General features: G+C 69.6%; 9 protein-coding genes and 2 pseudogenes. 4 read left to right on the top strand and 7 right to left on the bottom strand.

What is annotated here, in order from left to right; all coding sequences use genetic code 11:
- Positions 1-331 precede the first annotated feature (331 nt).
- Positions 332-790 carry an RICIN domain-containing protein gene (locus OG199_RS44675; RefSeq protein ID WP_331728171.1) on the bottom strand — a complete coding sequence of 153 codons (459 nt, stop codon included), beginning with the start codon at positions 788-790 and terminating at the stop codon, positions 332-334.
- 1,305 nt (positions 791-2,095) lie between these two features.
- Between OG199_RS44675 and OG199_RS44680 the strand changes: the two genes are divergently transcribed.
- Positions 2,096-3,670: an ABC transporter substrate-binding protein gene (locus OG199_RS44680; protein WP_331728174.1), complete on the top strand. Its 1,575-nt coding sequence runs from the start codon at positions 2,096-2,098 to the stop codon at positions 3,668-3,670.
- A gap of 55 nt (positions 3,671-3,725) precedes the next feature.
- Here OG199_RS44680 and OG199_RS44685 read toward each other — a convergent pair whose 3' ends face one another.
- Complete coding sequence (locus tag OG199_RS44685) at positions 3,726-4,679, bottom strand: helix-turn-helix domain-containing protein (protein ID WP_331728178.1); 954 nt, start codon at positions 4,677-4,679, stop codon at positions 3,726-3,728.
- Positions 4,680-4,971: 292 nt separating this feature from the next.
- Positions 4,972-5,811 (bottom strand): alpha/beta hydrolase, encoded by an 840-nt coding sequence (locus OG199_RS44690; RefSeq protein ID WP_331728181.1) that lies wholly within the window; start codon positions 5,809-5,811, stop codon positions 4,972-4,974.
- Positions 5,812-6,450: 639 nt separating this feature from the next.
- On the opposite strand from OG199_RS44690, the pseudogene OG199_RS44695 reads away from it, so the two are divergent.
- Positions 6,451-6,935, top strand: a pseudogene (locus OG199_RS44695) (hypothetical protein).
- Between the two features lie 119 nt (positions 6,936-7,054).
- On the opposite strand, the pseudogene OG199_RS44700 reads toward OG199_RS44695, so the two are convergent.
- Positions 7,055-7,799 (bottom strand): annotated as a pseudogene (locus OG199_RS44700) (MBL fold metallo-hydrolase); the annotation flags it as partial.
- A 192-nt stretch (positions 7,800-7,991) separates the two neighbouring features.
- On the opposite strand from OG199_RS44700, the gene OG199_RS44705 reads away from it, so the two are divergent.
- Positions 7,992-8,168, top strand: coding sequence for a hypothetical protein (locus tag OG199_RS44705; RefSeq protein WP_331728184.1), 177 nt, complete (start codon positions 7,992-7,994; stop codon positions 8,166-8,168).
- Between the two features lie 18 nt (positions 8,169-8,186).
- Here OG199_RS44705 and OG199_RS44710 read toward each other — a convergent pair whose 3' ends face one another.
- The gene (locus OG199_RS44710; RefSeq protein ID WP_331728187.1) at positions 8,187-9,872 is read right to left on the bottom strand and encodes an FAD-dependent oxidoreductase; all 1,686 of its coding nucleotides are present in this window, start codon (positions 9,870-9,872) and stop codon (positions 8,187-8,189) included.
- A 423-nt stretch (positions 9,873-10,295) separates the two neighbouring features.
- Between OG199_RS44710 and OG199_RS44715 the strand changes: the two genes are divergently transcribed.
- Positions 10,296-10,658 (top strand): hypothetical protein, encoded by a 363-nt coding sequence (locus OG199_RS44715; protein WP_405834968.1) that lies wholly within the window; start codon positions 10,296-10,298, stop codon positions 10,656-10,658.
- Between the two features lie 208 nt (positions 10,659-10,866).
- Here the strand turns inward: OG199_RS44715 and OG199_RS44720 are convergent, their stop codons facing one another.
- A complete protein-coding gene (locus tag OG199_RS44720; RefSeq protein ID WP_331728192.1) occupies positions 10,867-11,340 on the bottom strand; it encodes a helix-turn-helix transcriptional regulator in 474 nt (157 codons plus the stop codon).
- Positions 11,337-12,782, bottom strand: a complete 1,446-nt coding sequence (locus tag OG199_RS44725) for a LuxR C-terminal-related transcriptional regulator (protein ID WP_405834970.1) — start codon at positions 12,780-12,782, stop codon at positions 11,337-11,339. Before OG199_RS44725 ends, OG199_RS44720 begins: the two co-directional genes overlap by 4 nt.
- Positions 12,783-12,999: the final 217 nt, after the last annotated feature.

Genomic DNA, 12,999 nt, shown 5'->3' on the forward strand with positions numbered 1-12,999 from the left:
CCATAGAAACGGTCAGTGGAATGTTTGTGCTCACGTCGGCGGTGTCAGTCAATCGGCTCGGCCAGGCCGCCGCCCGGACCTGCCGGAGCGGTCCCGCTGCGAGGGGCCGTGCTCAGAAGCCGGTCGGCGTGTTCCTGCCGGTCGCCTTGCCCGCATCCAGCACGCGGCGGGCCTCGCGCAGGCGCTCCGCGTCGATCGGGCCGAAGTCGTCTACGGCGACGAGCTGTCGAACGGCTCGAGGATGTCTGCACGGGTGGCCCGGCCCCGCCACGCAGGTACGGTGCCGCGTCCCCGCGGGATGCGGGGCCCCGCTGAGCGTGACCGGGAGCCGTCAGCCCGTGGGCAGACGCCACCGCTGACCGGCCTTGCCTGTGCAGTCCATGATCGTCATGCGGGAGCCGTCCAGGCACCGGCCCGACTGGGGGTTGAACAACTCCTGCTGTGCGTTGGCGACCCAGACCTGGTCCGGAGTGCCGTTGCAGGCGAACGACTGAACGGCGGAACCCGCGGCCGTCTGTGCGTCGACGATGTCCAGGCACCGCTCACCGGTGGCGTCGCGCAGGGTTGTCGGACAGTGTCTGCCAGTGCTGGGCGTCCGTTCCGCGGCAGGCGGCGAGCGCGACCGCGGTGCCGCGTCGTACGCGGCGGCCCCTCCGGCCGTCAGACAGATCCCGTCGGAGGCCACCACCGAGGAGTCGTCGCCCCGTTGCCGGACGTCTTCGGCGTCGGCGAGGCGTCTGCCGAGGCCGTGCCCGCCGTCGGCGCGGGTGCGCCCGGGCAGTCCCCGCACCCGATGCGGGACCGGCCGGGGTGGACGGCGACGCGGTTCCGGCCGCCGGCAGCGGCGCCACCACCGTGTCGGCCGGTCGGCTCGGGAGGAGCGCGTCCACGGACATCGGGTTCCGGTCTCCCGTGAGGCGTGACTCGATCAGCAGCGCGCCGACGGCGGCTCCCACCACGAGTACGGCGATCGCCGGTGCCGCGAGGGGGGCCGACCGCGCCGCTCCGGGCGGCGCGCCCGTGCCGGTGCCGGCCGGGTCCGTTCGGCTGGCACCGGGTGCTCCTCGGTGCCAGCGGCCGGGAGCGCGGGTGAGCCCACTGCTTCCGGGGCAGGCGCGTTCGCGATCGTGGTCCGGTGGACGGTCCCGCAGCCCGGGCAGTTGAGGGCGCCGTTCAACTGGCGCCGGCAGGATTCGCAGTAATCCATGACGGCCTCCGTCGGCTCCGTGCGCCGAGGGTGCTCGGCGCACGCAGAACCCGCTCCTGGGCAGGACGATGGCGAGCTGCCGCCCCGCCGGATCCGGCCACGCCCGGGTCCCGACCGCTCTCGGCGGGCGGGGGACGACCGAAGCGGGAGACACGGCGCGACGCGCCGCGGCCGGTGGGACCGGCAAGGACGGGCAGATCACGGCACGCGCGCCCACCGTCCGGCGCTCCGTCTCACGTAGAGCCGTCGACGACACGCTGCCGTCGCGGATCGTATCTCAGGATGCGAGCACGTGTGCACGGATGGAGGCGCAGCATCACCTCACACGTGTGCCCGGCGCGGCGGGTCACGAACGCCCCCTTCCTTGGGCCGGTGTCCTGGCGGAACCCGGGGCGAGGTCCGGCCCGATGGATCCGCTCACCTGCGGTTTCGTCGAACCGTGACCACCCGTGCGAGTGGGACCGCTGCTCACCTGCCGTCACTGTCGCAACCGGTCGCTCGGTGCACGCGTGCCTCCGGGCAACGAGTGCAACGTTGCTGCCTTTTGGGGCAGGGAGGCCGTCGTCAGACCGCCGGGTGGGGGTACGCCCGCACCTTGCGAAGGGCGCCCAAAACGCTCCTAAGCCTTCAAATATTCAGCCGGTTACCGCAGTTCAGGGCGCATTCGCTCCAATTGCGGCGCCAAAACGTCGTCGCGGCGCCGACTTGCACCGGCTGACTAGTCTCGCTGTGACACCATTCATGGCATACGTGTCTCGCATGTCCCGACCTCACAGGAGACCTCGGACGCCGTACGGCACAGTCCCTCCCGAGAGCTCGCACGCGTGTCAGCGAAGCACCTTCCCGTCGACCCCGTCTGTCCTCCCTCCTGCAGAAAAGGCACGTGCAGTGAATCCACGCAAGAAGTGGCTCGTCCTGCCCTCTCTGACGCTGTTGTCCTCCCTGCTGACGGGATGCGGTACCGGGCTAGGGGCCTGGAACAGCGGTCCCCACTTGGTGGTCGGCATGTCGGACGACGTACTGGCAGTGGACCCCGCCTCCGGCTACGACCCGGGGTCCTGGCTGTTGTTCAACAACGTCTTCCAGTCCCTGCTCACCTTTCCCAACGGGGGAACCGAGCCGGAGCCCGACGCCGCGCAGAAGTGCTTCTTCACCGATACCCGGGCCCGGACCTACCAGTGCACCCTGAAGGACGGACTGAAGTTCAGCAACGGTGACCCGCTCACCGCCGAAGACGTCAAATTCTCCTTCGAGCGGGTGCTGCGCATCAACGACCCGGCCGGCCCGGCGGTGCTGCTGCAGTCGCTGGACCGGGTCGACACCCCGGACGACCGGACGGTCGTCTTCCGCCTCAGGGCCTCCGACGCCACCTTCCCCAGCAAGATCGCTTCCGGTGCGGGATCCATCGTCGACCACCGTGTCTACGACCCGGATGGACTGCGCAAGGAGGCGACGGCGGTCGGCTCAGGGCCGTACAAGCTCGACTCCTTCGACAAGCAGAAGGCCGTTTTCTCCGTCAATCCGAACTACAAGGGACTAGCCGAGACCAAGAACTCCGGCGTGACGCTGAGGTTCTTCCACGGCAACCAGACCGCCCTGAAGGAGAGCGTGGTCGAAGGCGCAGTGGACGTCGCCTATCGGGGACTGAACGTGCAGGACATCGCCGACATCGACGAGCAGATCGGCAAGAAGGACCTCGATGTCGTCGAGGGAACCAGCGCCGAGGTGCAGCATCTGGTCTTCAACATGAAGGACCCGATTGCGGGCAATCTCGGGGTGCGAAAGGCCATCGCCTACCTACTAGACCGGGAAGCGCTGATCAAGCAGGTGTACCACGGCACGGCCATCCCGCTGTACTCCCTCATCCCCGCCGGGATCGGCGGGCACCATACCGCGTTCTTGGACCGCTACGGTTTCTTGCCCTCGAAGAAGGAGGCCGCCGCCGCGCTGCGTGCCGAAGGCATTGAGGGAAAGGTGAAGCTGACGCTGTGGTCCACCCCCTCGCGCTACGGCCCGGCCACCGACCAGGAGCTCTCCACTATTGCCGACCAGCTCAACGCGAGCGGTCTGTTCCGGGCCGACGTGCGCTCGCTGCCCTTCGACCAGTACGAGAAGGCGGTGGCCGCGGGCAGGTTCGGCGTCTTCGTGAAGGGATGGGTTCCCGACTACCCCGACGCCGACAACTTCACGTCCCCCTTCTTCGGCAAGGGCAACGTCTTGGAGAACAACTACTCCAACCGCACCATCACGACTACATTGCTGCCGCGTACCGCCGCCGAGACCAACCGCGCCGCCACCACCCAGGACTTCGAGCGGCTCCAAGACATCGTGGCCGAGCAGCTGCCGGTACTGCCGGTGTGGCAGGGCAAGCAGTACGCCGTCGTCCGAGACGACGTCCGCGGTTACGAGTACTGTCTCGACCCCTCGACGATCTTCCGCTTCTGGGAACTGTACAAGGCGTGAGGAGCCGTCGGCAGCGCCGCGTGTGGCGCCGGCGGTTCGGGTGAGGGATCGCGCCTCACCGGTCGTGGAACGAGGCCCGGTACGCCTTCGGCGTCAGGCCGACGACCTGGCGGAAGCGCGCCCGAAAGTTGGACAGCGAGGTGAATCCGGCCGCCTTCGCCACGCCTTCGACGGGCAGGTCGGTCGACGCCAGCAACTCGCGTGCCCTGCCTATGCGCGCCTGGGTGACCCACTGCTGGGGGGTGACCCCGATGTCCCGGGGGAACTGCCTGCTCAGCGTGCGTACGTTCAGTCCGCACCGTTCCGCCATGGCGTATAGGCTCAGGTCCGCGGACAGGTTGTCGTTGATCCAGGTCAGCAGGTCCGCGAAACGCGATGTGCCGGGCAGCGTCGGATGGTCCGGGACGGCGAAGGGTGCCTGCCCTCCGGGCCGTTGCAGCGGCAGGAGCAACTGCCTCGCGGCACGCGTGGCGACCTCCGCTCCGAAGTCGCGCTGGACGAGGTGCAGGCACAGGTCCAGGCCGGCGGACGCGCCCGCGGACGTGACGATGGACCCGCTGTCGACGTACAGGGCGTCCGGGCATACCTGCACGGACGGGTGCCGTCGGACGAGTTCGTTCGCCAGGGACCAGTGGGCGGCCACGGGGACGCCGTCCAGCAGCCCGGCCTCGGCGAGTAGGAACGTCCCCGTCGACAACGCGGCGATCCTCTTGCCCGTGTGGACCGCCCGCCGCAGGGCCAGGAGGACGTCGGGGGAGACCGACTCCCCGTCGACCGGCCGGCCGGGCACGATGACCGTGTGCGAGTCCCGCAGCACTCCCCACTCCTCCCAGCCGCGCGCGGTGAGACGCTGCGCGGGCACGCCGGGCTCCAGGGCGCATAGAAGCAGCTCGTACGGCCGGCGGCCGTCGGGCAGGCGTACGGCGTTGAGCACCTCGTAGGGAACCGCGAGGTCGAAGGCACTCGCGTTCTCGAGGGCGAGGATCGCGACCTTCAGCGTGGATGTCATGTCGTCGTTCTCTGTTCGTTCGCGCAGCCTGTTGTCGTCCGACCGTGAACCCGGTGGCGAGCCTTCTCGTTGTTCCCAGTGAGGGACCGCGTTTCTTCAGCGCGGAAGGACGGGAGAAGGACGGCCGGTTCGAGTTCCACTCCCCCCTTGGCCGCCGTCCGGGCCCCGACCCTGGGCAGCTCCGCCTCCACACCCCCATGTGGAGGCGGAGCTGTTCCCTCCTTCCGCGGCCCCTGCCACCGGGGGAAGAGTGTTCCGACGGCGAACAAACCCGACGCTGGCGGCGCCGGCTTCAGAGGGAGAGGAAGCGGTTGACCTCGTGGGCGAAGTCCTCAGGGTGCTGGAAGAGGAATCCGTGTCCGGCGTCGCTGTAGAGGATGATCTTGGCGTCCGGCAGTCGCTGCGACATCGCGTAGGTGGCGTAGGCGTGGATCATCACGTCGTGGGCCCCGTTGGCTACCAGGACGGGCAGAGTGAGCTCCTCCTGGCGGTCCCAGTAGCCCTTGAAGCTGCCGAGGGCGGCCAACTGACCGCGGAAGGCATCGGCGCTCACCGCGGCGTTAGACTGCTTGAGCCGGTGGTCCAGCCGCCGCAGCGACGCCAGGCCGGCCGCCCGCGCCTTCTCGGTCTCCGGGAAGAAGAGGTAGAGGAAGTCGTCGTCGCCGTTGTCCGGTTTGCCGGTGGTCTGGGCGACACGCTCCGGCGGGGCGGGCAGGTCGGGCACACCGCCGGCGGAACTGCCGGCCACCACCAGACGGTGCACGAGCTCCGGCGCGGCGGCCAGGGCGACGCCCTGGGCGACGATGCCGCCCATGGACCAGCCCAGCACGTCGATGTCGGTCAGGCCCAGAGAGCTGATGAAGGCAAGAGAGCCCTGAACCAGCTCGTCGACGGTCACCGGCGGCTTGCCGGTGGAGAAGTTGGTGCCGCGGTTGTCGAAGATGATGACCTCGCGCTCCGCGGCCAGCAGATCGAGGAGCGCCGGGTCCCAATGATCGATGGTTCCCCGCAGCCGCATGTGCATGACGAGCGGACGGGTCCCCTCGCGCCCGAAACGGCGGTAGGCGAAGCGCTCGCCGTCGGGTCCGTCGACATGGCGCGTCTCGGCCGAGTCGGCCAGGTAGGTGGTCATGGGTGACTCCTGTCATCGGGTGGTGTGCGGTCGGTCTGTGTGCGCCCGGTGCGCCGGGCGGCAAGCGGTCGAGTGGTGCTGCCTGCGCGGAAGCCGGTTCCCGTCCGTTCCGACTCTCGGCCGGTGTGGCAGGTGCGCAGGTAAGGGAGCCCGGGGTACCGGCCGCACGGAAGATCGGCTGACGTGACCGGGTCGGACAGGGTGCCGTTGGCCACCGGTCCGCCGTCGCACGGGGCTGGACGATGACCGGTGGGGCGGACGCCGCGGGCCCCGACCCGGATGCGCACCTGCCGGACCACCGTGCCGGTGCCCGTTCCGTGACGTGGAGACGGCCGGCGACGGCGGCTTCGGGCCCGGTACGTGGCCATGGGCGGCTCCCGAACCAGTTGTGCCGGCGACGGCGGTGATCGGACGGTGGACGTCGGCTTCCCCGACCCCTGGGTAGCGCGGGCCTGGTCTTCTGCGCGGCCGGGGTGTCGCGTCAGCGCCGCCCTCCCAGCGTCCCCCCGCGTTGTGGATAGTTTGTGGGCCTTCGTGAAGCCCCGGTCGGTCCGACGGTCCAGTCTGGGGGGTGCCCCTATGTCTTCGGTCAAGGGAAACGGGGGCGCGTTGCGTCGGTGAGCCGGGCAGCATGACGGGGTGGCTGATCTGCTGTGATGACGTGAGTTCCTTCTTGGACCCGGACCTGATGGGGTCGTTGCCGGACGTGCGTGTCCCAAATGCCTCGGTGGAGGACTGGCCAGCGGTCCTCGAGCTTGTCGCGGAGAAGGGCTGGAAGTGCCAGTACTCCGTGGGGGAGTCAGAGCTTCCGGTGCCTGGGGCGGATGCCGTGCTGGCCCGCCCGGCGGATGCCGAGTGCCCGAACCTGCGGGTTTGGCCGGCTGACGATGTGCTGGCGATCTTCCGTTTTCATGCCGACGATGAAGTCGACCTCGACGTCGACCTGAGGGAGTTGCAGGGCCCGGATCGACTTGAATGTGTTCTGCGGCTTCCTTCGGGAGATCGGGCGGTGGTTGGGGAAGCCGGTGCTGATGGACCCGGAAGGCGACTTCGGCCATCCGGTGCGCGGCTTCGATGTCGAGGCCGATCGAGTCGTTCTCCTCGCAGAACCGCAGGTCAGGTGACTGAGGCCGACGGTTGCGGTTCGTAGAGGGTTCCGTCACGGAGCATCGCGAACAGAACGTCGGCCCGGCGTCTGGCGAGGCAGAGCAGGGCCTGAAGAAGGTAACGGGGGGTACCTCGTGGCCCGTTCGCGGGCGTGTACGACGGCATCCTTCAGCGTGCCGCGGTGCAGGGGGCCGTGCCCGGGCAGGACGGTGTCGGCGTCCACCGGCTCCAGCAGCGTTAGGGCGGCAAGCGCCTGCTCGCGGCCGGTGTGGAACATGCCAGGTAGGAGCTGCGGCCCGTAGACGCGCGAGGTCGGATGGGCGGTCACCAGAGTGTCCCCGCTGATGAGGACGCCGAGGCCGGGCAGATGATAGGCGCATTGGCCGCCCGTGTGCCCCGGTGTGTGGACGGGTACGGGTGCGCCGGGAAGGTCCCGTGGGCCGGGTGCTGGGAACGGCGACGGGCACGTGTGCCGTCCCGCCCGAGCGGATGGCATGCACGGCCCACGGCACGACTCCACGGCGCCAGGCATTGGCCAGCACCTGGCCCACCGACACCTGGTCCAGGAACTCACGCCGGGCGGGCGGCACCTCCTGCTCGTGCATGAGCACCGGGGTGCCGTACGCCGAGCGGATGCGCTGGGCTCCGCCGATGTGGTCGTTGTGGGCATGGGTCACCAGAATGGCTGTCACGTCCTGCGGTTCCACCCCCACAGCTGCCAGCGAGGCGAGAACCCTGGTGTGATCGCCGGGGTAACCGGTGTCGATGAGGGTGGCGTCGCTGCCGCTCTTGACGATCACCCAGTTGGTGTTGCTGCCTGTGACCAGGAACACCTGATCGTCGACGCGGACGATGTCCTCGTCACGCAGTGGCCGCGACATGTTTATCCTCTTGTTGAAACGTATGCTAGACGAGAGTTCGGCGGTCCGCCCGGAGACGCACATGTGATCTGGCTGCAGTTGCCCTACCAGAGGTAACAAGATCACAATGCAGGTGTGGCCGTCGTGCGACACCCGTTGCGGTCACACCTCTTTCCTGCCCCACCCGCGGCAGCCGTTCTTCATGGAGTGCCCATGATGTCCACTCAGGAGCGCCTCGCCCAGGCGGCCGACGACTACGAGGAGCATCTGCGGAGCTGCCGCCAGTGCGGCGCCGAGACGATGCCCTGTGCGGTGGCCAAGTATCTTCGCCGAGCACACAACAATCTGCTCCGGGCGGCACGTCGGCAGCAAGACGCATTCCACCGCTGAGACGCGGACTGCGCCGTGTCAGGGCTGGGAGACCAGGGCGAGGTACTGGTGCACCGAGCGGACGGCGCTGGCGCCGTCGCCGGTGGCCGCCGCGACCCGCTTCATCGAATCCGTCCGCACGTCTCCTGCGGCGAAGACGCCCGGCACGCTCGTCTCGTACGGCAGTGGGGCGCGGCCCAGGCTCTCCCATAGCGGCCCCAGCATCGCCGGTGTCAGCGCGCGGTCGGTCGGGACGAAACCCTTGTCGTCCAGTGCCACATGGGTCAGCCAGCCGGTGGCCGGCTCCGCTCCGATGAAGCAGAACAGGCCCGCGCACGGGATCCGGCGCGTCCCGCCTCCGCGCTCGGTCAGAGACACACTGTCCAGGCGGGACTCCCCGTGCAGTCCGGTCACCTCGGTGCCGGTGCGGACGGTGATGCGGGGGTCGCTCACGATGCGGTCCACCAGGTAGGAGGACATGCGGGCGCCCAGGTCGTCGCCACGCAGCACCAGGGTGACACCGGCGGCGTGCCTCGCCAGGTGGAGCGCCGCCTGTCCGGCGGAGTTAGCGCCGCCGACCACGACGACCGGGCGTCCGGCCACCGACTGGGCCTCCAGATCGGTGGCCGCGTAGTAGATGCCGCTGCCGGTCAGCTCGGCCCACCGGTCCACCGGCAGCGCACGATAGCTTGCGCCGGTGGCCAGCACCACCGCCCGGGTACGGATCTGGGTGCCGTCCACGAGGGTGATCAGGTGTGTGTCCCGGTCCGTCTGCAGGGCCACCACCGGGCAGGGACTGGCGATGTGGGCGCCGAACTTCAGTGCCTGGACCGCGGCGCGCGCGGCGAGATCGGCACCGCTGAGACCGAACGGGAAACCCAAGTAGTTCTCGATGCGCGCGCTCGTGGCCGCCTGGCCGCCAGTGGCGACCGCATCGAGCAGCACGGTCTCCAGCCCCTCGGAGGCTCCGTAGACGGCCGCCGCCAGACCCGCCGGGCCGGCGCCCACGACGACCAGGTCCGACGTTCCGCGGCCGGTGCGGCGGTAGGCCAGGTTGAGCCGCTCGCTGAGTGCCCCAGGGGTGACCCGCGGCAGCACGTCGCGGCCGATCAGGGCGATCGGCAGGTCGGCCGGGTTCAGGTCGGCCGCCGAGCGGATCCCTCGACCCTCCGCGGAGTCCTCCGGCAGCCAGGAGTAGGGGACTCCCTGGCGCGCCAGGAAGGTTCTCAGGGCCATCCCCGTGGCGGAGCCGGCGTCGCCCACCAGCCGCAGTGTCTGTTCCGTGGCCAGGCGCAGCAGGCGGCGGCGGGCCAGGAATGTGCGCAGGAAGACATCGGACAGTTCCGTCTCCTGCTTCATCAGCAGCCGCAACGACCGCGCGTCCACCCGGTGGATCGTGCCCGCGGTGGTGACCCGTATGGTCAGGCCCCGCCGCTGTCCGGTCAGCAGACCGAGTTCCCCGGCGAACTGCCCGGGACCGTAGCTGAAGAAGACGTCCTCGCAGTCGGGTGCCTCGGAGGGGCACAGGGCCTCCAGGTGGGCGGTGCCGCACAGCAGCAGGTCACCGGAGTCGTCCCCGATGTCGAAGAGGACCTGTCCGGCGGCGACCTGTTCCGGTTTCGCGTAGCCCAGGGCCCGGGTGAGCTGCTCCTCGGTCAGCCGGGACGCCGCGACCGTCATGAGATCCTCGGAATGCTCGCCTATTTCAGGAAATGAGGTAGCCATGTGCCGAGCATGCCATTGGCAGGTGTCTCGCGCCAGGCTCATGTGATCTGTGACGTATGCGGCACATGTGTGCGCGGACGGTGACATGGCAAGGCATCCGCCCACTGCCATGCCATGCGGTGGGACGCCACGGCGCCGACGCCCGGCACGCCGTGACAGGGCGTCGTACGCCGGGCATCCGGCCTCTTCACTGCAGGCTGACAGGGCACCAGGGACGACGGCCGCGTGCGGCCACCCCTCAGAACGGCGCCCCCGACAGCAGATCGTCCGTGGTGACGACCTCGTGGGAGATAAGCGCATAGCGCTGCACCATCTGCTCGATTCCGCGGCGCTGAGCTGGATGTCCAGGTCGGTGGTCGCAAAGACGTCGAGATTCTTGTGCGGGGCGACGATCACGTCACCGGGGCCAGGCTGGAAGTCGGGGTGGAACTGCGCATCTCGGCCGCCCGCCTCGAACATGCGGTTTTCGAACATCATGCGTGGATCCCGGACGGGTGCTTCCAGTTGTCGTACTCCTCGTCGGTGTGGGACATGGGCGAGAGGAAGGCGGGAAAGCCCTTGTCCCACACCGACGAGGAGGCGCCTGAGGTTGTCCACTGTGCCGACCCGCTCAAATTCCGCCTTGAGGTGGCGAGCCTCTGCCCCCCTCCGGAGAAGACCTCGTTGACGGTGTCGATCATGATGAGGCCGATCGGCGCAGAGGCCGTGGTCGAGCTGGTCACCTTCGCGCTTTCCTTTCGTCCGGACATGGTCGGTCGGGGGACGACTCGCCGCGGGTGGGCGTAGGGGTACGGGTGTGCGGCCGGGGACGGCCGTGCTGCGCTCAGCCTGCCACCGGCGAAGGGCCGCGGCATCGGTGATCCGACTGACTGCACCTCGCGTTGCGGGCCCGGTGCAGGAGCGCGCTGAGGGGTGGCACGGCCGGGTGAGCCGCGTCCGGCGCCACGGGGGGACTGGGGCCGGAAGCCCTTGCTTCCCGTTCGACTCCAGGCGTTCACGGTTCCAGTGCGGACGGCAGGTGCTTGCGCGAGCTGACCCCCACCTTGACGTAGACGTGTGAGAGGTGACTCGCCACGGTCCGGTGGGTCAGACCGAGCTGCCAGCCGATGCCCTGGTTGCTCAGCCCGCTGACAGCCAGCCACGCTAACTCGTCCTCACGCGGAGTCAACCCGAACTTGGTGGCCCACAGCCTCTGCGGGGACGGCGAGGCGTCTCCCGTCGCCAGCAGTTCGGAGTCCGCGCGGCGCACCCATGCTCGCGCGCCCAGCGAGTCGAAGGCATCGCGTGCCCGCTGCGACTGGTCACGGGCTTCCCGCACCCGCCGCTGCCGGCGAAGCCACTCGCCGAACGCCATGCGGGTGCGGGCCCGCTCGTAGCGGACCGCCTCGGCCTCCGGCACCGAGAGCGCAAGGCTGAAGAGCCTTCCGGACTCGGCGCCGTCGCTCAGGATGGCCTGCGACCGGGTCACCAGATGCTCCACCAGGACGGATCGCGGGACGGCTCCGCGGAGTCCCGCAGAGCCCGCCCGAGTTCTCGGCGGGAGCTGATTCCCAGGCGGGGAAACACCTTGTACAGGTGCGAGGCGACCGTCCTCGGAGAGATCACCAGGCGGTCCGCGATCTCCCGGTTCGACAGTCCCCGGGCGGCCAGTCGCACGATGCGTTCCTCGTGCGCGGACAGGGACGACATGCCGTCAGCGGCAGGGCCGGCGGCCTCACCTGGTGCGCTCACCCCGATTGCGCGAAGCTCGGCGCGTGCGCGTGACTGCCAGGGGTGTGCGCCGAGACGAGTGAAGTCGCCGTGGGCGCTGCGCAGATATGTGTGGGCTGCGGAGAAGCTGCGCCGACGGCGCAGCCAGGTGCCGTGATCCAGCGCCAGTCGCGCGCGGTCGAAGGGCCGGGGGGAAGCCGGGGCCGCCACCTGAGCGCGGTTGAACAGGTCGGCAGTGTCGCACTCGTCGGTGTGTGCGGACAGCAGCGCCTGTCCATGACGCATCAGGAGCGTCCTGGTCGGTGAGAAGGATGCGAGCCCGCCGCGGACAGCCTGGTCGTGGTGCGCATGTGCACCGGCCACGTCGTTCCGGGCCAGTGCGGCGTGGATGGCGTCGACGTGCGAGCGCCGGGTGATGAGGTCTCGCGCTCCGTCGTTCGTTCCCGGCCAGACCTCTTCCCGGACGGCTGTGGGCTCATCCTCCTCCTGGGCCAGCAAGTGGGCGGCGTACGCAGCGAGTCGCAGATGGTGGGTGGAACCGCTGGTCTGTGCCCACTGCCGGATTTCACGCAGCAGTGCATGCCCTTGATCCCGGTGGCCCTGGTAGGCGCAGACCAGGAGAAGTTGAGACTTCAGGACTGTGGCCAGGTGGCCCATCCCTTCTTTCTCGAGGCCGGGCAGCCGGGCGCCGACGAACTCGTGCAGCTCCTGCCAGCGGCCCTCTGCGGTCAGCAGGGCCGCACGCAGCCCCCAGCAGTACGGGAGGTGGGCGCCCTCTCCGCGGTCCGTGCCTCGCAGCACGGTGGCCAGCAGCCGGTCGGCCAGAACGGTCTCGTCGATCTGCCATGCGGCGTCCGCCAGCCAGTTCAGCTCATAGGGGTGGCTGCTGCCCGGCGTCTTCAGAATGCGGACAGCGGCCTTTGTCAGCCTTGCGTGGATCTCCCGCGAGCGTCCCACCACGTCCAGATGCGCTGTGACGGCGATGTGCAGCGGGTCGCCTGTCGTGTCCTGCCGCCGCAGGGCCAGCAACGCCGCGCGCGCCGGCTCCGGCCGGCCGGTGACCGAGCTCAGGGTCGCAAGCTGAAACGCGCACCAGTCCCGTATGTCACCGGCTACATCGCCCGCGATGAGGGCGTCGGTCAGGGCCGCGTTGCTCACGTCGGCGTGAAACTCGGTGGCGAAGAGGGCGCTGGCCCGCACCACGCCTATCGCGCCCGTGCGGTCGGGGGCCGAATTCGCGGCTCAGTGCCAGAGCCAGGTGCGGCTGACCGCTGCGCGCGGCCGCGAGGGTCGCAGTCGTGTAGAGGCGCGTGCGCTCGGCCGGAGTGGGACTGACGTCTCCCGCGCGTCGTAGGGTGCGGATTGCCAGGTCCCAGCGCTTGGCCACCAGGGCCGCCTGCGCCAGCGTCTCCAAGCG

The organism is Streptomyces sp. NBC_01176, assembly GCF_045039825.1.
In the GTDB taxonomy this organism is placed as follows: Bacteria; Actinomycetota; Actinomycetes; order Streptomycetales; family Streptomycetaceae; genus Streptomyces.

Excerpts from the sequence above, each read along its gene's own strand:
- OG199_RS44685 (WP_331728178.1), bottom strand. The coding sequence starts at position 4,679 with ATGACATCCACGCTGAAGGTCGCGATCCTCGCCCTCGAGAACGCGAGT.
- OG199_RS44690 (WP_331728181.1), bottom strand. The coding sequence starts at position 5,811 with ATGACCACCTACCTGGCCGACTCGGCCGAGACGCGCCATGTCGACGGA.
- OG199_RS44705 (WP_331728184.1), top strand. The coding sequence starts at position 7,992 with ATGATGTCCACTCAGGAGCGCCTCGCCCAGGCGGCCGACGACTACGAG.
- OG199_RS44710 (WP_331728187.1), bottom strand. The coding sequence starts at position 9,872 with ATGGCTACCTCATTTCCTGAAATAGGCGAGCATTCCGAGGATCTCATG.